General features: G+C 70.4%; 20 protein-coding genes and 1 tRNA gene. 10 read left to right on the top strand and 11 right to left on the bottom strand.

Annotated elements, in window-relative coordinates:
* Positions 1-37: 37 nt before the first annotated feature.
* The gene (locus ABZU43_RS20635; protein ID WP_355008102.1) at positions 38-364 is read right to left on the bottom strand and encodes a cupin domain-containing protein; all 327 of its coding nucleotides are present in this window, start codon (positions 362-364) and stop codon (positions 38-40) included.
* A gap of 274 nt (positions 365-638) precedes the next feature.
* On the opposite strand from ABZU43_RS20635, the gene ABZU43_RS20630 reads away from it, so the two are divergent.
* Complete coding sequence (locus tag ABZU43_RS20630; protein ID WP_355008101.1) at positions 639-1,541, top strand: Gfo/Idh/MocA family oxidoreductase; 903 nt, start codon at positions 639-641, stop codon at positions 1,539-1,541.
* A gap of 177 nt (positions 1,542-1,718) precedes the next feature.
* Here the strand turns inward: ABZU43_RS20630 and ABZU43_RS20625 are convergent, their stop codons facing one another.
* Positions 1,719-1,910 (bottom strand): DUF2795 domain-containing protein, encoded by a 192-nt coding sequence (locus ABZU43_RS20625; protein WP_355008100.1) that lies wholly within the window; start codon positions 1,908-1,910, stop codon positions 1,719-1,721.
* Positions 1,911-2,038: 128 nt separating this feature from the next.
* Between ABZU43_RS20625 and ABZU43_RS20620 the strand changes: the two genes are divergently transcribed.
* The gene (locus tag ABZU43_RS20620) at positions 2,039-3,295 is read left to right on the top strand and encodes an erythromycin esterase family protein (RefSeq protein WP_355008099.1); all 1,257 of its coding nucleotides are present in this window, start codon (positions 2,039-2,041) and stop codon (positions 3,293-3,295) included.
* 103 nt (positions 3,296-3,398) lie between these two features.
* Here the strand turns inward: ABZU43_RS20620 and ABZU43_RS20615 are convergent, their stop codons facing one another.
* The 3 genes from ABZU43_RS20615 to ABZU43_RS20605 form a co-directional block, all read right to left on the bottom strand.
* The gene (locus ABZU43_RS20615) at positions 3,399-5,600 is read right to left on the bottom strand and encodes an MMPL family transporter (protein WP_355008098.1); all 2,202 of its coding nucleotides are present in this window, start codon (positions 5,598-5,600) and stop codon (positions 3,399-3,401) included.
* Positions 5,600-6,187: a TetR/AcrR family transcriptional regulator gene (locus tag ABZU43_RS20610; protein WP_355008097.1), complete on the bottom strand. Its 588-nt coding sequence runs from the start codon at positions 6,185-6,187 to the stop codon at positions 5,600-5,602. The genes ABZU43_RS20615 and ABZU43_RS20610 overlap by 1 nt, the downstream gene beginning before the upstream one ends.
* 105 nt (positions 6,188-6,292) lie before the next feature.
* Complete coding sequence (locus ABZU43_RS20605; protein ID WP_355008096.1) at positions 6,293-6,724, bottom strand: helix-turn-helix domain-containing protein; 432 nt, start codon at positions 6,722-6,724, stop codon at positions 6,293-6,295.
* A gap of 75 nt (positions 6,725-6,799) precedes the next feature.
* On the opposite strand from ABZU43_RS20605, the gene ABZU43_RS20600 reads away from it, so the two are divergent.
* From ABZU43_RS20600 to ABZU43_RS20580, 5 genes are all read left to right on the top strand, one after another.
* Positions 6,800-8,284: an MFS transporter gene (locus ABZU43_RS20600; RefSeq protein ID WP_355008095.1), complete on the top strand. Its 1,485-nt coding sequence runs from the start codon at positions 6,800-6,802 to the stop codon at positions 8,282-8,284.
* 31 nt (positions 8,285-8,315) lie between these two features.
* Complete coding sequence (locus ABZU43_RS20595; RefSeq protein WP_355008094.1) at positions 8,316-9,275, top strand: ATP-dependent DNA ligase; 960 nt, start codon at positions 8,316-8,318, stop codon at positions 9,273-9,275.
* A gap of 63 nt (positions 9,276-9,338) precedes the next feature.
* On the top strand, positions 9,339-9,788 hold the full coding sequence (locus ABZU43_RS20590) for a helix-turn-helix transcriptional regulator (protein WP_355008093.1): 450 nt from the start codon (positions 9,339-9,341) through the stop codon (positions 9,786-9,788).
* A gap of 5 nt (positions 9,789-9,793) precedes the next feature.
* Positions 9,794-10,204 (top strand): VOC family protein, encoded by a 411-nt coding sequence (locus tag ABZU43_RS20585; RefSeq protein WP_355008092.1) that lies wholly within the window; start codon positions 9,794-9,796, stop codon positions 10,202-10,204.
* A 29-nt stretch (positions 10,205-10,233) separates the two neighbouring features.
* Positions 10,234-12,615: an excinuclease ABC subunit UvrA gene (locus ABZU43_RS20580; protein WP_355008091.1), complete on the top strand. Its 2,382-nt coding sequence runs from the start codon at positions 10,234-10,236 to the stop codon at positions 12,613-12,615.
* 15 nt (positions 12,616-12,630) lie between these two features.
* Here the strand turns inward: ABZU43_RS20580 and ABZU43_RS20575 are convergent, their stop codons facing one another.
* Positions 12,631-13,257, bottom strand: a complete 627-nt coding sequence (locus ABZU43_RS20575) for a TetR/AcrR family transcriptional regulator (RefSeq protein ID WP_124855056.1) — start codon at positions 13,255-13,257, stop codon at positions 12,631-12,633.
* Positions 13,258-13,380: 123 nt separating this feature from the next.
* On the opposite strand from ABZU43_RS20575, the gene ABZU43_RS20570 reads away from it, so the two are divergent.
* A complete protein-coding gene (locus ABZU43_RS20570; protein WP_355008090.1) occupies positions 13,381-15,516 on the top strand; it encodes an ABC transporter permease in 2,136 nt (711 codons plus the stop codon).
* Positions 15,517-15,573: 57 nt separating this feature from the next.
* Here the strand turns inward: ABZU43_RS20570 and ABZU43_RS20565 are convergent, their stop codons facing one another.
* Positions 15,574-15,999 carry a VOC family protein gene (locus tag ABZU43_RS20565; RefSeq protein ID WP_355008089.1) on the bottom strand — a complete coding sequence of 142 codons (426 nt, stop codon included), beginning with the start codon at positions 15,997-15,999 and terminating at the stop codon, positions 15,574-15,576.
* Positions 16,000-16,107: 108 nt separating this feature from the next.
* On the opposite strand from ABZU43_RS20565, the gene ABZU43_RS20560 reads away from it, so the two are divergent.
* Complete coding sequence (locus ABZU43_RS20560; RefSeq protein WP_355008088.1) at positions 16,108-17,076, top strand: YafY family protein; 969 nt, start codon at positions 16,108-16,110, stop codon at positions 17,074-17,076.
* A gap of 193 nt (positions 17,077-17,269) precedes the next feature.
* Positions 17,270-18,049, top strand: a complete 780-nt coding sequence (locus ABZU43_RS20555; protein WP_355008087.1) for a M23 family metallopeptidase — start codon at positions 17,270-17,272, stop codon at positions 18,047-18,049.
* Positions 18,050-18,154: 105 nt separating this feature from the next.
* Here the strand turns inward: ABZU43_RS20555 and ABZU43_RS20550 are convergent.
* From ABZU43_RS20550 to ABZU43_RS20535, 4 genes are all read right to left on the bottom strand, one after another.
* Positions 18,155-18,229, bottom strand: a tRNA-Arg gene (locus ABZU43_RS20550).
* Between the two features lie 92 nt (positions 18,230-18,321).
* On the bottom strand, positions 18,322-19,017 hold the full coding sequence (locus ABZU43_RS20545; protein WP_355008086.1) for a winged helix-turn-helix domain-containing protein: 696 nt from the start codon (positions 19,015-19,017) through the stop codon (positions 18,322-18,324).
* A 320-nt stretch (positions 19,018-19,337) separates the two neighbouring features.
* Complete coding sequence (locus ABZU43_RS20540) at positions 19,338-20,006, bottom strand: DUF305 domain-containing protein (protein WP_355008085.1); 669 nt, start codon at positions 20,004-20,006, stop codon at positions 19,338-19,340.
* A gap of 8 nt (positions 20,007-20,014) precedes the next feature.
* Complete coding sequence (locus tag ABZU43_RS20535; RefSeq protein ID WP_355008084.1) at positions 20,015-20,812, bottom strand: DUF3105 domain-containing protein; 798 nt, start codon at positions 20,810-20,812, stop codon at positions 20,015-20,017.
* Positions 20,813-20,853: the final 41 nt, after the last annotated feature.

Raw genomic sequence — 20,853 nt, 5'->3', positions numbered from 1 at the left:
CCGTCGAGGGGTCTGCGGCCCCGGTGCCCACCGGGCGTCAGTCGCCTGCTTGCAGCCAGTAGACGGAGACGGCGAGGAGTGGGTCCGGTCCGTCGTTCCGAATCTGATGCGGAACCCTGCTGTCGAACGCCGCGACGTCGCCGGCCCGCAGGACACGCGCCTGGTCGGCGAACGTCAGGGTTCCGGTCCCGGACACGATGATCCACACCTCACGGGAGCGATGGACATCCAGGTCGTTGGAGGTGTTCGGGGCCACCGACCAGCGCGCGACCTCGAACGGGGCGGGCGCCGTCGACGGGAACGGCAGCAGCGCGCGGTGCACCGGGCCGCCCTCGGTGAAGTCGTACCAGTGTTCAAACGCCACGACACCGCTGGTGATCGCTGAATCCGAGCTCCGCATGCCGTCGAGACTGCCCCGCCGTACCTGGTCTGTCTGGCGGTGATCGGACCTGACGTTACCGAGAGCGGTGCCGGTGGACCGCGCCTCACCGACAGCGGGGGTAGCTCGGCCACCGAAACGGAAATGCAAGGTGAGCTGCTTCGATTGGTCGAACCCGCCGCCGTTCCGGCCGCCAGGGCGACTAGCGTGGATCACGTCCGTGGCGTTGTCGCGGTGCGGGGAAACAGCGGAGGTACACGTGCTGCGGTTCGGCTTGTTCGGCACCGGTCACTGGGCGATCGAGACGCACGGGAAGGCGCTGCACGCCCATCCCGACGCGGAGCTGGTCGGTGTGTGGGGTCGCAACCCGGAGCGGGCCTCCGCACTGGCCGAGCGGTACGGGGTGCCCGCCTACGCCGACGTCGACGCGCTGATCGAGCAGTGCGAGGCGATCGCCGTCGCCCTGCCGCCGGACATCCAGGCCGACATCGCGGTCCGGGCGGCCCGCGCCGGTCGGCACCTGCTGCTGGACAAGCCGCTGGCGCTCAGCGTGGACGACGCCGACCGGGTCGTGGCCGCCGCCGAGGAGTCCGGGGTCGCCTCGGTCGTCTTCTTCACCCAGCGGTTCCAGCCGAACGTGACAGCGTTCCTCGCCGCCACCGCCGCCGCCGGGGGCTGGCAGCACGGCCGGACGACCGCGTTCGCCTCGATCTTTCAGGACGGCAGCCCGTACGGCGGCTCGTTGTGGCGTCGGGAGCACGGTGCGCTCTGGGACATCGCCCCGCACGCGCTCTCGATCCTCCTGCCGGTGCTGGGCCGGGTGACGCAGGTGGCGGCGATGGACGGACCGAGCGGGATGGTGCATCTGCTGCTCACCCACGAGGGCGGCGCCACGAGCAGCGCCTCGCTCTCCCTGGACGCCCCGACCGAGTCGATGGCCCGGGAGTTCGTGTTCTACGGCGAGAACGGCATCGAGAACGTCCCGTTCGGCGAGAACGACGCGGCCACCGCGTTCGGCGTCGCCATCGACCAACTCGTCGAGCAGGTGCGGGCGGGTACCCGGGACCACCGCTGCGACGTCCGCTTCGGCCGCGAGGTCGTCGCCATCCTCGCCGCCGCCGAAACCGCCCGAACCGAATCCCGCACCATCCCCCTCCCCTAACCCCTAACCCCCCACCCCCAACCCCCAACCCCACCGCCCGTCGCCCCGGTGATCATGAAGTTAGCGGCGCGACACGCCGTGGCGGATGGCAATAACCTCATGATCACCGGGGCGGGGTTGGGCGGGGTTGGGCGGGGTTGGGTTGGGCGGGGTTGGGTTGGGCGGGGTTGGTTGGGTTTAGGTGGGGGTGGTTAGGGCGGCGTTCAGCTCGTCCGGGTTGTTGAACTGCTCGGGTGGTAGGGCCTGGAGCATCTGCAACATTGCCGTGCTGGCCCCGTTCTCCTGACCCCAGCGGATCAGGTCCTCCCGCGAGACCGGGTAGTCGAGCCCGGCCAGGTACTCCTGCAACTGAACCCCGGTGACGGTCATGTCGGCCGGCTACCCGCTCGCGGTGGTCGTACACCGGCTTGGTTGGAGCCCACGACGGCCCGGCGGCCGGCGTGTCGGCCCGCGACGCGCCCACGGTTTGCCGCAGCGGCGGTCGGGTAGCCGCTGGCATGCTGGTTCAGCGGCTCGGCGCGCCGAGCGATTTCGACCCGTTGCTGGAGCGCGTTCGCAACGCCAGGGTGGTGATGATCGGCGAGTCCACCCACGGCAGTTACGACTACTACCGGTTGCGCGAGCAGCTCACCCGCCGCTTGATCGCGGAGTGTGGTTTCTCCTTCGTCGCGGTGGAGGGTGACTGGCCCGACTGCGATCGGGTGCACCGTTCGGTGACGGCCGCGCCGGGTGGCGCGCTCGAACCGCAGCTCGCACTCGACCAGTTTGAGCGATGGCCGACCTGGATGTGGGCCAATGCCGAGGTGGCCCGGTTCGCCAGCTGGCTGCGGGCCTGGAACCTGGAGCTGCCGGAGGAGGAACGGGCCGGGTTCCACGGCCTCGACGTGTACAGCCTCTGGGAGTCGATGCAGGCGATCTTCGACTACCTGGGGGAGGAGGACCCGAAGTCGCTGGAGGCGGCGCAGGACGCCTACCGGTGTTTCGAGCCGTACGGCAAGAGGGTCGAGGAGTACGGCGCGGCCAGCCGGTTCGTCTCCGCCCGGTGCGAGGAGGAGGTCGTCCGGTTGCTCGCCCGGACCCGTGAACACGCCCTCTCCGACGGCCCGGACCGCTTCTCGGCCTGGCAGAACGCGGAGGTGGTGGCCGGCGCCGAGCGGTACTACCGGGCGATGGTGGCCGGCGGTCCGGACTCGTGGAACATCCGCGACACCCACATGCAGGACACCCTGGATCGGCTGTTGGACCGGTACGGCCCGGACGCCCGGGGCGTCGTCTGGGCGCACAACACGCACGTCGGGGATGCGCGGGCCACCGACATGGCCGCCGACGGGATGATCAACATTGGCCAGTTGGCCCGGGAGCGGCACGGCGAGGACGCGGTGGCCCTGGTCGGCTTCGGCAGCTACCGGGGCACAGTGATCGCCGCGCCCCGCTGGGGTTCGCCGCCCGAGGCGATGGTGGTGCCCCCGGCTCGGGAGGGCTCGATCGAGCGGCGGTTGCACGAGCTGATGCCGGAGCGGGCGGTGCTGATCTTCGGCGGCGACGATCAGCCGGGCTGGGTCACCGAAACCGTTGACCACCGGGCGATCGGGGTCGTCTACGACCCGTCGTTCGAGTCCTGGGGCAACTACGTGCCCACCCGGCTGGGCGACCGCTATGACGCCTTCATCTGGTGCGACGACACCACGGCACTGCACCCGCTACCGGTGCCAGCGGCCCCCGGCGAGATGGAAACCTACCCAGCAGGAGTCTGACCCGGGCCCGTCGGCGTCGATCATGGAGTTGTGGTGCTGGACGAAGGCCTCTGATCGGGGCACGACGGGCACCACAACTCCATGATCGACCGAGGTGGTGCGATCAGACGCGCGTGGGGGTGCGGTCTTCCAGGTGCTCGCGCAGGCCTTCGCCTTCGATGTCCACGTTGGGCAGGGCGCGGTTGAGCCAGCGGGGCAGCCACCAGGCGCGGTCGCCGAGGAGCGACATGACCGCCGGGACGATGGTCATCCGGACCACGAACGCGTCGATGGCGACGCCGATGGCGAGCGCGAAGCCCATCGACTTGATGATCGGGTCTTCGAGGAACACGAAGCCGCCGAAGACGGACATCATGATCAGCGCGGCGGCGGTGACCACCCGGGCACCGTGGCCCATGCCGCTGATCGTGGCCTCACGCGCGGTGTCGCCGTGCACGAAGTCCTCCCGCATCCGGGAGACCAGGAACACCTCGTAGTCCATGGCCAGCCCGAACAGGATGCCGATCAGCAGGATGGGCAGGAAGCTGACCAGCGGGGCCGGGGTGTCCAGGCCGACCAGGTCGGCAAGGTGGCCCTGCTGGAAGATCGCCACCGTGATGCCGAACGTGGCGGCCACGGTGAGCAGGAAGCCCAGCGCCGCCTTGAGCGGCACCAGCAGCGACCGGAACACCAACATCAGCAGCAGCACCGAGAGCCCGACGACCAGCAGCAGGTAGATCGGCAGCGCGTCGGAGAGCTTCTCCGATACGTCGATACCAATGGCGGTGGCGCCGGTGAGCAGCACCTCGGCGCCCTGCACCCCGCCGACCGCGTCGCGGACGTCATGCACCAGGGTTTCGGTGGCCTCGTCGGTCGGGCCGGTCTTCGGCACCACGCCGAGCAGCGCGGTCCGACCGTCCGGGCTCAGCTGCGGCGGTGCCACGGCGAGGACGTTCTCGGTGCGCTGGATCATCGCGGTGACCTGCGGCACCGCGGCTGCGGTCGCCTGCGCGTCGTCGCCCGCCACGACCACCGCGAGCCGGCCGGTGAAGCCCGGACCGAAGCCCTCGGTGGTCAGGTCGCTCGCCACCCGGGCCGGTGAGCCCTCGGTCGCCGTACTGGCGTCCGGCAGAGCCAGTCGCATGTCCGGCGTGGGCAGCGCGAGCAGCCCCAGGCCGAGCAGCGCGACCAGGATGACCGGCACCCGGAAGCGGGTGACGAACCGCGCCCAGCGGAAGCCGAACCCGGAGCGGTCCTCGACCGGCAGCGTCTCTTCGCCCACCGGCTCACCTGGCGCGGCGGAGTCGACAGTGGAGCGCAGCCGGCGCGGGAGCACCCGGTTGCCGGCGAAGCCGAGCAGCGCGGGCTGGAGGGTGATCGCCACGAGCACGGCGATGGTGACCGTACCGGCGGCGGCGAGACCCATCACGGTGAGGAACGGGATGTTCACCACGGCCAGGCCGGCGAGGGCGATGACCACTGTGGCGCCCGCGAAGACCACGGCGGAACCGGCGGTGCCCACCGCGCGGCCGACCGCCTCCTCCGGGGACAGGCCTTCGAGCAGGTTCTGTCGGTGCCGGGAGGTGATGAACAACGAGTAGTCGATGCCGACGGCGAGGCCGAGCATCAGCGCCAGGATCGGCGCGGTGCTGGTCAACTCGATGACACCGCTCAGCGCGAACAGACCTGCCATGCCGACACCCACGCCGATCAGCGCGTTGAGCATGGTCATTCCGGCGGCGACCAGTGAACCGAACGTGATGATCAGGACGATCGCGGCGACCAGTACGCCGAGCGCCTCGGTGGAGCCGATCTCCGGCTCACCGCCCAGCACCTCGCCACCCGGGGCGACCTGCCAACCCTTCGCCTCGACGGCCGCGCCGACCTCCTCGTACGCGGTGCGCTGCTCGTCGGTCACCTCGTCGCCGCCAGTGGCGAACTGAACCTGGACCAGCGCGTACCGGCCGTTGGGCGAGACCGCGCCGACCTGGAACGGGTTGACCGCGCCGACCACGCCGGGCAGTGTCGAGGCCTCCTGGACCAGCTCCTGCACCACGGCCTGGCCGTCGGGGGTGGCCAGTTGGCCGTCGGCGGGTGCCTTGAGCGCGATGGTGCCGGTGGCACCACTGGCCGCAGGGAACTGGTCGGCCAGCAGGTCGAGCGCGCGCTGGCTCTCGGTGCCGGGCATGGTGAAGTTGCTCGCCGTCGGGCCGCGCAGGGTCGCCGCGGCCAGGCCGGCGACGACGAGTACGACGAGCCAGAGCGCGACGACGAGCCGTCGCCGGCGCAGCGCGCCCCGGCCGAGCCGGTAGAGCAGGGTGGCCATCAGGAGTCCTTGTCCTCGGTCGTGGGTGGATGGGGCACTGGTGCGTCGACGGGCTCGACGGCCCGCCGGGCGAGGGTGAGCAGGGCGAGGCGCAGTTCGTCGTCGGGGATGTCGGCGAACTCGGCGCATGCCTCGGAGATGCCGGCGAGCAGCACCAGCGCGGCGATCCGGGCGCCTGGCCGGTCGGAGTGCCCGGCAAGGGCGTCCCGCAGCCGGTCGGAGATCTCCTGGATGTGCGCGAAGGCGGGCTGGCACAGCAGCTCCGGGAACTCGCCGCGCAGTACGGCGATCTCCTGTCGGAACCGCACCGCGAGGTCGACGAAGCCCCGCGCGGCGACCTCCTGGGCGGCAGCTCCGGTCAGGCCGTTGAGCTGGTCGTCGAGGCTGCGAAGCACCTCGATCGCGGGTGCCATCAGTTCGGCGAGCAGGGCTTCCTTGTTGGCGAAGTGGTAGAGCACTGTGGCCTTGGAGCAGCCGACCTCCCGGGCGATGTCCTGCAGGGAGGTGCCCCGGTAGCCGGTCACCGTGAACTGCCGCGCCGCCGCAGCGAGAATCTCGCCGTGCGTGTCGGGTACCGCTCTGCCCATGCCCGGTCCACCTCCCGCAGACCAGCATGCCTGACCGATCGGTCAGACCCTGACCGATCGGTCAGATGGAAGCGGTGGCGTTCACCACACCCCTGGCCGGTTTCATCAGGCGTGCTGGGCGTCGTACCTGGTCCGGGCCTCGGCGATGGCCCGCCGATGCCGCTCGGCCCAACTGGTCAGCGCGACCAGCGACTCGTAGAGCTCCAGCGCCATCGGGGTGGCCGTGTACTCGACCTTGGGTGGGACGGTCGGGTAGACGGTGCGGTGCAGCAGGCCGTCCCGCTCCAGGTTGCGCAGCGTCAGCGTGAGCATCCGCCGGCTGATCCCCTCGATGTGCCGCTCCAGTTCGGTGAAGCGCACCGGGCCGTGCGAGGCGGCCACCAGGATGCCGATGCTCCACTTGCCGCCGACCCGGTCGAGCACCTCGCGGACTGTGCACGCGCGAGCCTGGCCCGGGGTGAACGGCACGTTCTCGGCCGAGCAGGTCAGCTCGGCCTTGACCAGCGCGGACACATCGCTGTTCCTCTGGGACATCAAAGTGCCTCCTTCCGCCGCGGTTAATGGTCACAGACGATGACCTCGGTAACAAACCGTGCACCAAGGAGGGGTTCCGTGGAACGTGTCGTCCCATCCCGCTGGCCGGCGCTGCTGGTGCTCTGTGCCGGCAGCTTGATGATCATCCTGGATGGCACCGTCGTCGCGGTGGCGCTGCCCGCCATCCAGCGCGACCTGGGCTTCAGCGCCACCGACCTGGCCTGGGTGGTGAACGCCTACCTGGTCGCGTTCGGCGGGCTGCTGCTGCTCGCCGGCCGGCTCGGAGATCTGCTGGGCCGGCGCAGGGTCTTCCTGGCCGGCGTCGCGATGTTCACAGTCGCCTCGCTGGCCTGCGCGGTCGCCACCGGGCCGGCCCTGCTGGTGGGCGCGCGGTTCGGGCAGGGCATCGGCGGCGCTCTGGCCATGGCGGTCAGCCTCGGCATGATCGTCCGGCTCTACCCCGAAGCGGCCGAGCGGGCCCGCGCCATCGCCGTCTTCAGCTTCACCGGCGCGGCCGGTGCGTCGGTCGGCACGGTCGCCGGAGGGGTGCTCACCGAGGCCGCCGGATGGCGGACCATCTTCCTTGTCAACGTGCCGATCGGGGCGGTCATCCTCATCGCGTCCCTCCGCCGGCTGCCGGCCGAACGAGGGATCGGCCTGCGCGCCGGCCTGGACCTGCCCGGCGCGCTGCTCGCCACCGCCGGTCTGATGGCCGCCGTGTTGGGCATCGTCGGAACGGGCGAGCACGGCTGGACCAGCCCCCGGACGCTCGGCGCGGTGGCCCTCGCGGTGCTGCTGCTCGGCGGGTTCGCGCTGCGCCAGCGGGTGGCCGCGGCCCCGCTCGTGCCGTCCCGGGTGCTGCGCGTTCCGGGCCTGGTGGCGGCGAACGCCGTGCAGTTCCTCATGGTCTGCGCGTACTTCGGGTTCCAGTTCCTGCTCGCCGTGGAGCTGCAACTGGTGCTGGGGTTGGATGCCGCCGCGACCGGCTGGGCCTTCCTGCCCACCCCGGTCGTGATCGCCGTGGTCTCGCTCGGCCTGGCCGGTCGGCTGATCGCCCACTTCGGTGCCCGGATGGTCCTGCTGGTCGGGCTCGGTCTGGCGAGCGTCGGCTTCCTCCTGCTCGCCCGGCTGCCCGCCGACGGCGCCTACGTCGCTGACGTACTCCCCGCGATGTTGATCTTTGGGGTGGCCGGCGGCCTGACCCTGCCGGCGGTCACCACGGTGGCCATGGCCGGCGCGACCGACACCGACGCCGGGCTCGCCTCCGGCCTGGTCAACACCACCCAACAGGTAGGCGGAGCGGTCGGCCTGGCCGCGCTGGCCACAATTGCCGCCACCCGCACCGACGGGCTGCGGGCCGCCGGCTGGGCCGAGACCGCCGCGCTCGCCGCCGGCTACCGGACGGCGTTCGCCGTGGCCGTGGGTCTCGTGGTCGCCGCGTGGCTGGTGGCGCTGACCACACTGCCCCGACGCCCGGCCCGGCCGTCGTCGGCGGCCGACCCGTCGGAGCCGGCCGGGGTGGGTGCCGGAATCGATCCGTACCGAAGCGCCGCGTCCAGTTGACCGACGGCGGTGCGGCCGGGAGGGTGGTCGGGTGAGCAAGGCTGACGAGACCCGGGACGGCGTGGCCCTGACCAACCTGGACCAGCCGCTGTCCGACCGGGACGACGCGACGAAGCGTGACCTGGTCGACTACCTCGACGCGGTCTCCGACCGGATCCTCCCGCAGCTGCGGGGCCGGCCGCTGTCGGTGATCAGGGTCCGCCCCGGCCAGCCGCCGTTCATGCAGAAGAACCTGCCCCGCTACACCCCGGACTGGGTCCGCCGGGCGCCGGTCTGGGCGGAGGCATCGCACCGGGAGATCTCGTACGCCCTCTGCGACGACCGCCGCACCCTGCTCTGGTTCGCCAACCAGCGGGCGGTGGAGTACCACCCGACGCTGGCCACCGTGGCGGATCTGCACCGCCCGACCCACCTGATCCTCGACCTGGACCCGCCGGACGGCGACGGGTTCCGCGCGGCGGTCGACGCCGCCCTGCTGGTCCGTCAGGCGCTCGCCGACGCCGGCCTGGCCGGTGCGGTCAAGACCAGCGGCGCCAAGGGCGTGCACGTCTTCGTTCCGGTGACCGACGAACCAACGGCCGAGGAGCTGGCCGCCGCCACCCGGGCGCTCGCCGTCCGCGCCGAGCGGCTCGACCCGGCGCTGGCCACCACCGCGTACATCAAGGAGGACCGGGGAGGCAGGGTCTTCGTGGACGCCACCCGGGCGGGCGGGGCGACGGTGGCCGCCGCGTACAGCCCCCGGCTGCGCCCCGGAATGCCGGTCTCGTTCCCGGTCGACTGGGCGGACCTGACCGAGGTGACCCCCGCCGACTTCACCATCCGGACCGCGCCCGCACTGCTCGCCAACGGCGACCCGTGGGCCGCGCTGATGCCGCCCCCGCAACCGCTCCCCGCCGACCTGGTCGCCGAGGGTCGGACCATCCCTGTCGCCCGGGTGCAGGCCATGCACGAGGGGAAGCGCCGGGCCCGCGCCCGCCGCGAGGCCGGCTGACCGGCCTGCCGGCCCCGCCCGGCGAGCGGCGGATTGTCGGTGGGTTGTGGCACGATTTCGCAGGTGAGCAGCAAATCCGACGCGACCCAGCGACTGGCCGACCTGGCGCGGCTGCGCCGGGTCCGCGACCGGATCGACCGGGAGTACGCGTCTCCGTTGGACGTCGAGGCGCTCGCCCGTGGCGCGCACATGTCGGCCGGGCACCTCAGCCGTGAGTTCCGGCTCGCCTATGGCGAATCTCCCTACAGCTACCTCATGACCCGTCGGATCGAGCGGGCGATGGCCCTGTTGCGCCGTGGCGACCTGAGCGTCACCGACGTCTGTTTCGCTGTCGGTTGCTCGTCATTGGGCACCTTCAGCACCCGCTTCACCGAGCTGGTGGGCGTGCCGCCCAGCGTCTACCGGCGGCAGGCGGCGCAGGCGACGGCCGGGATGCCGTCCTGCGTGGCGAAACAGGTGACCAGACCGGTCAGGAATCGAGAAGCGCGGGTCGCCGAGCCGCAACTAGCGTGACCAGCATGGACATCACCATTCACTCGAGTTTCCTGCCGCACACCGACCCGGAGGCCTCGCTGGCCTTCTACCGCGACATCCTCGGCTTCGAGGTCCGCCTCGACGTCGGGTACGAGGGGATGCGGTGGATCACGGTCGGGCCGGTCGGCCAGCCCAGCACCGCCATCGTCCTGCACCCGCCGGCCGCCAACCCCAGCATCACCGACGACGAGCGGCAGACCATCCTCGAGCTGATGGCCAAGGGCAGCTACTTCGGCGTCAACCTGGCCACCACCGACCTCGACGCCACCTTCGCCAAGCTGGAGGCCAGCGACGCCGAGGTCGTCCAGGAGCCGACCGATCAGCCGTACGGCGTGCGCGACTGTGCCTTCCGGGACCCCGCCGGCAACATGATCCGCATCCAGGAAGTGCGCTGAGTCCTGCGCGCCCGACAGATGGAGACACGATGAGCACGGCCATCCAGCGGTCCGCGCCGCACGTCGCCGACAGCCACGACCTGATCCGGGTGCAGGGCGCGCGGGTGAACAACCTCAAGGACGTCAGCGTCGAGATCCCGAAGCGGCGGCTGACGGTGTTCACCGGTGTCTCCGGCTCCGGCAAGAGTTCGCTGGTGTTCGGCACCATCGCGGCCGAGTCGCAGCGGATGATCAACGAGACCTACAGCGCCTTCGTGCAGGGCTTCATGCCGACGTTGGCGCGGCCCGAGGTCGACCTGCTGGATGGCCTGACCACGGCGATCATCGTGGACCAGGAGCGGATGGGCGCCAACTCCCGCTCCACCGTCGGCACCGCCACCGACGCCAACGCGATGCTGCGCATCCTGTTCAGCCGGCTCGGGCAGCCGCACATCGGCTCGCCCAACGCGTACTCCTTCAATGTTCCCTCGGTGAAGGCGACCGGGGCGATCACCGTCGATCGCGGTGCCGGCAAGACGAAGACCGAGAAGGCGACCTTCAACCGTCTCGGTGGCATGTGCCCACGGTGCGAGGGCATGGGTGCGGTGACCGACATCGACCTGTCGGCGCTCTACGACGACAACCTCTCGCTCAACGAGGGCGCGATCACCATCCCGGGTTACAGCATGGAGGGCTGGTACGGCCGGATCTTCCGGGGCTGCGGCTACTTCGACCCGGACAAGCCGATCGCCAAGTTCTCCAAGCGGGAGCTGCACGACCTGCTCCACCGGGAGCCGACCAAGATCAAAATCGACGGCATCAACCTGACGTACGCGGGCCTCATCCCGTCGATCCAGAAGTCCTTCCTCGCCAAGGACATCGACGCCTTGCAGCCGCACATCCGCGCCTTCGTGGAGCGCGCGGTGACCTTCACGACCTGCCCCGAGTGTGCCGGCACCCGGCTCAGCAAGGAGGCCCGGTCGTCGAAGATCAAGGGCAGGAACATCGCCGACGCGTGCGCGATGCAGATCAGCGACCTGGCCGCCTGGGTCCGCGGGATCGACGAGCCGTCGGTGGCCCCGTTGCTGGCCGGCCTGCAACACCTCCTCGACTCGTTCGAGGAGATCGGGCTGGGCTACCTGTCCCTCGATCGACCGTCGGGCACCCTCTCCGGCGGTGAGGCGCAGCGCACCAAGATGATCCGGCACCTCGGCTCCTCGCTCACCGACGTCACCTACGTCTTCGACGAGCCGACGATCGGGCTGCACCCGCACGACATCCAGCGGATGAACGAGCTGCTGCTCCAGCTGCGCGACAAGGGCAACACAGTGCTGGTCGTGGAGCACAAGCCGGAGGCCATCGCCATCGCCGACCACGTCGTCGATCTCGGGCCCGGCGCGGGCACGGAGGGCGGGACCGTCTGCTACGAGGGCACGGTGGAAGGTCTGCGGGCCAGCGGCACCATCACCGGCCGGCACCTCGACGACCGGGCGGCTCTCAAGGAGGCGGTGCGGACGCCCACCGGCAAGCTGGAGATCCGCGGCGCCACCGCCAACAACCTCCAGGACGTGGACGTCGACGTACCCCTCGGGGTGCTCGTCGTCGTGACCGGCGTCGCCGGCTCCGGCAAGAGTTCGCTGGTGCACTCCTCGATTCCGGCCGGCGCGGGCGTGGTCTCGATCGACCAGGGGGCGATCCGCGGGTCACGGCGCAGCAACCCGGCCACCTACACCGGGTTGCTCGACCCGATCCGCAAGGCGTTCGCGAAGGCCAACGGGGTGAAGCCGGCGCTGTTCAGCGCCAACTCCGAGGGTGCCTGCCCGAGCTGCAACGGCGCTGGCGTCATCTACACCGACCTGGGAATGATGGCGGGCGTCGCCGCCCCCTGCGAGGACTGCGAGGGCAAGCGGTTCCAGGCATCGGTGCTGGAATACCGTTTCGGCGGTCGGGACATCAGCGAGGTGCTCGCGATGTCGGTGACGGAGGCCGAGAAGTTCTTCGGCGCCGGCGAGGCGCGTACGCCGGCAGCGCACGCCATCCTCGAGCGGCTCGCCGACGTCGGGCTCGGCTACCTGAGCCTGGGGCAGCCGCTCACTACCCTCTCCGGCGGCGAGCGGCAACGGCTCAAGCTGGCCACCCACATGGCCGAGAAGGGCGGCGTCTACGTCCTCGACGAGCCGACCACCGGTCTGCACCTGGCCGACGTCGAGCAACTGCTCGGCCTGCTCGACCGCCTGGTCGACGCCGGCAAGTCGGTGATCGTCATCGAGCACCACCAGGCGGTCATGGCGCACGCCGACTGGATCATCGATATCGGTCCCGGCGCCGGCCACGACGGCGGCCGGATCGTCTTCGAGGGCACACCCACGGACCTCGTCGCCGCCCGCTCCACCCTCACCGGCGAGCACCTGGCGGCGTACGTCGGCAGGTGAGCCCGTGGACGGCGATCAGCGCTCCGCTCGGCGTGGCCGGCTGATGGGGGCGCTGAGCATTCCGGTGATGGCGTCGACGAGGAAGTCGCCGACCTCGGGCCATCGGGGGTCTTCTCCGTTGCGTTCGGCGAGTGCCTCGACCTCGGCTGTCGCGGTGCTGACGATGCGGGTGATCAGGCGCGCCCGACCGGCGACCACGTCCGGGTCGAGGTGCCGTAGTCGCGCGGCCAGTGAGGCCCGCAGCTGTAGTGCCTGTGGCGTGGTGTCCTGGGCTTCCCGCATGAACGGCTCAGTGGCGGGGTTGTGCAGCACGTGATCGAGGAACCGGGCCCGCCAGCTCGGGCGCGGTAGCTGGTCGAGGACGCGCATGCTCGGTGCCACGAGACCGCGTATGTCGCCGAGGACGGAGTCCTCGGTTGGGGGCATGCCGGCGCGCACCTGCGCCACGTCGTGCACGTGGCGGGCCATCAGTGCCTTGAGCAGGCCCTCGCGCCCGCCGAAGTAGTAGCGCACTGCTGAATGGTTGGTGTTGCCGGCCGCTTCAGCCACCCTGCGGTCGGAGACCTCGGCGACTCCCGACTCGGCGAACAGCCGCTCCGCCGCGTCGAGCAGCGCGGTGCGGGCCGCCTCGGACCGCCTCATGACCGGCCCCCTCGTGTCCTCGCCCGGCTGTGACTCAGGTCAACCTAGCCGGATTCCCGCTCCCGGCATCCGCCGCCTACAGTTTGTAAGTCACTTGGCGTACAAATATGAGCTGGAGCGTGCATGGATACCGAAGCCGTGATCGAGGCTGCCGACGTGGTGGACGGCCGCCCGCCCGGCGCGGACCGCAAGGAACAGATCATCCGAATGGTCGCCCTGTTCGTGATGCCGTTCCTCATGGTCACGATGATGTTCGCGACCTACATGTCGACCATGCACTCACCGCACCCCCGGGACATGCCGGTGGCGGTCGTCGGCAGCGGCGCCACGGCGCAGGCCCTCGTCGACGGGCTCAACTCGGGCGACAGCACCGAGGCCACGCTGGTGACCACCCGCGACGACGCCGTCGACCTGCTGCACGACCAGGAAGTCGCCGGCGCGCTCGTCCTGCCCACCGACGGCAGCGCCAACGCGACAATCCTCACCGCCTCGGCGGCCGGAGCCTCGCAGAACGCCACCGTTCAGCAGTTGCTCGCGCCCGTGGTCTTCCAGAACAGCTTGCGGGCCACCACCGAGGACGTCGCACCGCTACCCGCGGGTGACTCGGCCGGCATCGCGGTCCTGTTCGCGGCGATGGGCATGATGCTGGCCGGTTACGTGCCGTTGAGCATCATGGTGATGGGCGTCCCCCACCTGCTGCGGCTGCGACGGTTCCTGCCCGTGCTGGCCGGCTGGTCCGCGCTCACCAGCTCGATCATCTGGCTCATCCTCGGGCCCGTCGTGGGTGCCGTCGACGGCCACTACCCCACCTTCCTCGGCGTCGGCATGCTCGCCACCGCAGCCGTCGGCCTGGCCCAGCTGCTGCTCTCCAAGCTGATCGGGCCCCTCGCGGTGCTGCCCGGCATGCTGCTCTGGGTCGTGTTCGGCATGCCCGCATCGAACCTGGCCCTGTCCGTGCACAACATGCCCGGGTTCTTCCAGTTCCTCCATGGTGTGCTGCCGCTTCCGGCGGCCGGTGAGGCGCTGCGCTCGGTTCTGTACTTCGACGGCAACGGTCTGGGCACCCACCTGATCGTCCTGGCTGTGTGGATCGTGGCCGCCCTCGCGCTCTGCCTGCTCAAGGAGCGCAGCGCGAGCGGGAACATGATCCCCGGCGTCCCGCCGATCACCGACCCCGACGCGAAGGCCCCCGCTCTGGCCGGCGGGCCGCCGCGCTCCAAGCGGTTCCGGTACGTGGCCGCAGCGGGCTTCCCGCTGGCCATCCTCGTGGTCGTCGTGGGTGCCATGGGGTTCTCCATGCACAAACCGCAACCGCACGACATCCCGGTCGTCGTGGTCGCCGCTGCCCCTGGGCAGGCTCAGCAGACCGCTGCCGGTCTCAACGCGCAGCTCGACGGCATCCTCGACGTCACCGTCGCCGACACGGTCGCCGAAGCCACCGAGCAGATCCAGTCCCGCGACGTGGTGGCCGCCTTCGTCCTGCCGTCGGCACCGGACACTCCGGCGACGCTGTACTCGGCGTCCGCCGCCAACGCCAGCCAACAGTCCGCGATCCGCGCGATCTTCCAGCCGATCACCGCGGCCCAGGGCCTCCCGCTGATGCTCACCGACGTGCAACCCCTGAGCGAGACCGACACCGGCGGCAGCAACAGCATGTACGTCGGCATGTCCTGGATCATGGCCGGGTTCCTGTTCCTGGCCGTCCTGCGCGGCGGTGCCCCGCACGTGCGCCGCCTGCGCCAGTTCCTGCCGCTGCTGGGCGGCTGGGCGATCGGCATGTCCGTCTGGCTGTGGTTCCTCTTCGACGTCCTCATCGGCGCGATCAGCGGCAACGCCCTGGAGACGATCGCCTACGGCGCTCTGACCATCTTCTCGGTCTCCCTGGCCACCGGAGTGCTCACCCGTACCGTCGGCCTGGCGGGCATCATCCCGATGATGGTGGTGCTGATGATGGCCGGCGTACCCGCCTCCGGCGGTGGCATGTCGGTGTACCTGGTCCCCGAGGTGTTCCGCCCCCTTCAGGACGTGCTGCCGTTGCCCGCGGCGGTCGACATCGCCCGATCCTTGCGGTACTTCGGCGGCGTCGGCGTCGGGCAGAATCTGCTGGTCATCGCCATCTGGGGCGCCGTCGGGCTCGTCGGAAACCTCGTGGTCGACCAGTGGCTCAAACGCCGCGAGCGCCGCTCGGACTCCGGCGGCCCGGACGCGGGTACGGCATCCGGGCCGCACCTGAGGTTGGTGCCGGCCGAGGCGCACTGAGCGGCACCGCAGCCCACCGCCGATCCCTCGTGATCGGCGGTGGGCTGCTCCTTCTGGTCAGGCAGGCTTGTACCCGACGGCGACGTCGAGCACCCAGGTGACGCCGAACGGGTCGGTGAGCATGCCGTAGAGGGGAGCCCAGCCGGCGGGCGCCAGGTCGACCAGGACGGTCGAGCCCTCGCTCAGCTTCTTCCAGTAGCCGGTGATCTCGTCTGCGTCGCTGCCCCGGACCGAGACGAAGAACGGCCTCTCGCCCTGGCTCCACGGCCGCGCCGACGGCACGTCGTACGCCATGATCTGGAAGCCCTCGGCGGACGTGACCTGACCCCACATGACCTGGTCGGCCTCGTCCGGGCTCTGCACGTTGTGGGCGTCGGCGTAGGTCACCGCGGCGAGGTCCCCGCCGAAGACGGACCGGTAGAAATCGAGGGCGGCCCGCGCGTTGCCCCGAAGGTTGATGTGCGCGACGGTGTTGATGCTCATTGCTGCTCCTCGTGTGACGTGACCCGCGGCTGGTGCCCCGGGTGCAACGCCGACGATGGCAGGGGTAGCGGTCAGATTGTGTCCGCTACCTGGGGCAGACTCGGATGCATGGCCACGACCTCCGCGAGACTGCTGTCGCTGCTCTCGCTCCTCCAGGCCCGACGTGACTGGCCGGGTGGCCTCCTGGCCGAGAGGCTGGACGTGAGCCCGCGAACGGTGCGACGCGACGTCGACCGGCTGCGCGAGCTCGGCTACCCGATCAGCGCCTTCAAGGGGCCGGACGGCGGGTACCGGCTCGACGCCGGTGCCCAACTGCCACCGCTGCTGTTCGACGACGATCAAGCCGTGGCCATCGCCGTCGCACTCCAGGTGGCAGCCCTCTCCGGGGCGGACATCCAGGAGGGCGCGGCGCGAGCGCTGAACACCATGCGGCAGGTCATGCCCAGCCGACTGCGGCACCGCATCGACGCTCTCCAGGTCACCGCCGTCGGACAACCCACCACCGAGCCGGACTCCCCGGTCGACCGCACCGTGCTGACAGCCATCGGCGCGGCCGTCAACGCCCGCGAGGTTCTGCGCTTCGACTACGCCTCGACGAGCGCCGCCACCGACGCGACGCCTCGCCGCGTGGAGCCCCACCACCTCGTCACCTGGAATGGGCGCTGGTATCTCGTCGCCTGGGACCTCGACCGGGACGACTGGCGAACCTTCCGCTGTGACCGGGTCAGCCCGCGTACACCGACCGGACCACGCTTCACCCCACGACAACTACCCATGGGAGACGTCGCCACGTACGTCACGGGCCGCTTCCGAGGTTCCACCGACAGCTCAGCGTGGCCCTGCGTGGGTGAGGTCATCATCGACCTTCCCGCCGCCGTCGTCGCTGCGTACACCCGCGACGGGCTTGTCGAAGAACTCGGCCCCGACCGCTGCAGGCTCGCACAGGGCTCCTGGTCCTGGGTCGGCCTCGCAGCCGCGCTCGGCAGGTTCGGCGCGGACATCGAGGTGATCGGGCCGGCCGAGCTCAAGGCCGCCTTCGGGGGACTCGCCCGCCGCTACGCCGAAGCAGCAGGATGACGGCAGGTTGCCGACACCCATCTTGCGGTAGAGCAAAGGATGCCCGGAGCAACAGTCTTGACAGGCCACACATTGATTGTCTTAAGATCCACATCACCGCGACGGGCTCATCGCTACCGCTTCATGTTGAGCGTTGAGCACCCGCGTTCCGATGGGAGCGAGGACGTCTGTGCGGCAAACCGAAGGAGCAGCGGTGGACATTGGGCACTCGCCGCAGCACATCAACCGTCGTCATCTGCTCGGCGTGATCACGGCCGCGCTCGCCGCCGGCGTCATCCCGGAGGCGTGGCTCGCGGAAGCGGCGTACGGCGCCACACCCCGGTGGAACCGCCCGTTCGACAAGTGGGTCCCGATCACGTCGTCGTTCGGGTCGCGGGTCGACCCGATCACGGGCGAGACGAAGTATCACGCCGGCACCGACTACAGCTACTCCGGGATCCTCGGCTATCCGGTCCGGTCGATCGCCGCCGGCACGGTCAGCGTCGGCTACAACGCGAGCGGCTATGGCAACTACGCGGTCATCACCCACGCCGATGGTTGGCAGAGTCTCTACGGGCACATGCGGGACACTCCCGTGGTCCGGACGGGCGCGCAGGTCGCCGCCGGGCAGCAGGTCGGTGTGGTCGGCACCACCGGCCGCTCGACCGGGCCGCACCTGCACCTCGAGGTGTTCCGCCCCGGCGGCTCACTCGTCGACCCGGAGTCGGTCCTCGCCGGCGCGCCCTACGCCGGGGCGCCCGGATCTCCCCCCGAAGTTCTCACGAAGGACGGATTGATGTATCTCATCTGGAGCACCTCCGGCACCGGTTTCCTGGTCACCCCCAACCGCGTCATCGGGTTCCGGACAATTGCCCACTACAACCTGTTCAAGCGGATCATCAACTCCAACCAGGCCGCCGCCCAGCCGGACACCTTCAACCTGGCCGAGATCGACATCATCAACGCGTACCTGAACGGGACCGTGCCGGCCTGACACCCGGCGAAGGTCGGGTCTCCGGCGGGCCGGGACGGTCGGAGACACGAAGAAGGCCTCTGACCTGGTTTCCTGGTCAGAGGCCTTTCTGTGTTGCTCAAGCGGTGGTGCCCCCGGCAGGATTCGAACCTGCGCCCCCGCCTCCGGAGGGCGGTGCTCTATCCCCTGAGCTACGGGGGCTCAGCGACTGGAGAAGACTAGCAAACCTCCTCCGTGTACGCCGAATCGGTATCGGGTGAGCCGATCGTGTCGGCAACCGGCTCACCCGGTGCTCAGGCCGCAGCTACCGCCCGCCCGCAACTGGGCAGCGGGTGCAGGACGATTCGCCGGGGGAGCCGGCGCGGCCACTCGTTGCGTGGCCAGGAGCCGTCCACGATCAGGTGGACGGTGCGCTCCTCCTCGCCGCTGAGTCGCAGCACGAAGTCGCGGGGGAGCGGCGGGTCCACCGTCGGCGTGGTGATCATGAAGCGCACCCGGCCACGGGACGAGACCGCCGAGATCACGTCCGCCGCCGGCATGGTGCCGCGCAGCCGGACCCGGCCGATCCAGTAGACCTCCGCGAGGTGCTCCTGGGCGGCCCGGGTGATCGCCGGGTACTCGCTGCGCACCCAGCGCTCCACAGCGCTGACGCAGAGCCCGCAGGCGCGCTCGCGCGGTTCCCGCGGACCCAACCCCCAGGCCCGCAGGTACGCCCCGACCGCGCCGGTGTCCAGCGGCAGCTCGAAGCGCCGCTGGATGAGCGTGGTGAGGCTCTGCCGCGTCCACAGCTCCTCGTCCAGGCCGAACTCGTCGGGATGGACGCCCCGCAGCATGTCGATCAACTCGAGTTCCTGTTCGCGGCTGAGCATTCCCGGCTCGCCCTGCCGCTGTCCGCGACGGACGGCTGCCACCGCCCCGTCACCACCGATGGTGTGGCGTCGGCACCAACTGGTGACCGAGCGCCGTGCGTCTCTGAGTGCAACCCCCACGTCTTGGGCAACGAGCCCGAATCGCAACTGGTCACGATATGTGGGGAGAAAACTCTCTAAGCAACGTAATCGCCTGTGCCACGCAAAACGCCCAGAAGGGACGAGAGGGGTGTTCAGGTCATACGCGGCGGGTCTGGCCTCCTTGATCGACTCGGGTTCGTGGAACTCGGGGCGTCCCGGTCGCGTGGACGGCGCGGTTTCCTGCAACCCGAGTCGATCAAGGCCGTGCGGCGGAGGTCGGTGCGGACGGGACACATGGTGCGGCCCGCGTCACCGCCACGGATCGGCGAGGACGCGGGCCGTTGCGCCCGTCCGGTCGGTCAGCCCTTGGCCTGCGCCTGGAGTTGCCGGAGGTTGTTCAGCTCGCTCTGCTGGGTGTTCTTCATGGTCTGGGCCACCCGCACGACCTCGGCGTTGTCGGTCCCGCCGAGCGCCGCGTCGATCATGTGGATGCCGCCCAGGTGGTGGTCGTACATCAGGGTCAGGAACTGCCTGTCGACCTCGATGCCCTGAGCGTTGCGCAGGGCGGTCATCTGCTGCGGCGTGGCCATGCCCGGCATCAGACCGTCCTTGACGGTGGCCCCGTCGGACATCCACGACATCGGCGGGTTCGACGCGGTAGGGCTGAGGCCCCACTCGCGCAGCCAGGTCTGCATCGCGCCGATCTCGCCCTGCTGCCCGGTGGCGATGTCGACGGCGATCTGCCGCACCTCGGGGAGGGTCGCCGACCGGTACGCGATCAGGCTCATTTCCACCGCCTGCGCGTGGTGGGTCGTCATGTCCCGGGCGAAGCCCGCCTCGACCGAGGCGTCACCTGGTCGGGTGAGCCGCGGCGTCAGCAGACCACCCGCGTAGCCGAGGAGAAGCCCCACCACCAGCATGATGGCGAGCGCCAGCACGCCGTAGCGCGACGCCGGTGCCCGGCCGCCCTCGTCCGGGTCGGCCGGGATCTCGTCGTACTCGCTGTCGGTGGTCGCCGGAGCGGTCATTGCCGTCCTTACTGCTGGGGCTGCTGCTGGAGCTCACGCGGCGTGGTGCCGGTGGCGGTGATGCCGGTGTTGCAGAGCGCCGTCGGGCCCTCGACGGAGGCGTTGACCCGCAGGTCCTTGATGAACTCGTCGATCCGCGAGTCGTCGGCGTTGTCGACCTTGAGCTGGTAGCCCCAGGCCTGCAGGGAGATCGGCTTGTCCAGACCCTCGTACGGGCTCATGAAGGTCTTCTCGACGCCGCGTACCTTGCCGGCGAGCTTGTCGACCTGGTCCTTGGGGAGGTCGGGGCGGTAGGTGATCCACACCGCGCCGTGCTCCAGGCTGTGCACCGCGTGCTCGTTGGCGATCGGGGCGTCGTACACGTCGCCCATGCAGTTCTGCCAGGCGGCGTTGTGCACGCCACCCACCGGCGGCGCGTACTTCCACGTCAGCGGGCCCGACTTGTGCGACTCGTACTTCAGGCTCTCCGGGTCGGACTTGCGGATGTTCGTGATGCCGTCGATGGCGTTGGCCCGCTTGTCCCACGGCTTGGAGCCCTGGAACGACGCCCAGGCGCCGTAGCCGATGATGCCGGCCGCGAGCACGCCCACCGCGACGAAGAGCGCGATGGGGCCCCAGGCGCGGCCCTGGCTCACCTTGACCGGTGTGACCGGCTTGCGTGGGCCCTTGCCCCCGGCCCGGGGGGAGCCCGCCGGCTTGCCGGAACTGGCCTTGGCGCCGGACGCCGGCCGGCCCGCGGCCGGCTTCTTGCCGGTGCTGACCACGGTCGGGCGGCGCTCAGGGCCACCCGGGGTGCTGATGCTCATCGTGCCTCGTCAAGTCGGTCGGTCAGGGGAGTGGCGGGCCG

Origin of the sequence: Micromonospora sp. NPDC005205, assembly GCF_040608275.1 — a bacterium.
Classification (GTDB): Bacteria; Actinomycetota; Actinomycetes; order Mycobacteriales; family Micromonosporaceae; genus Micromonospora.
The sequence above is the reverse complement of the archived record's forward strand: the minus strand, read 5'-3'. Positions and strand labels throughout refer to the sequence as shown.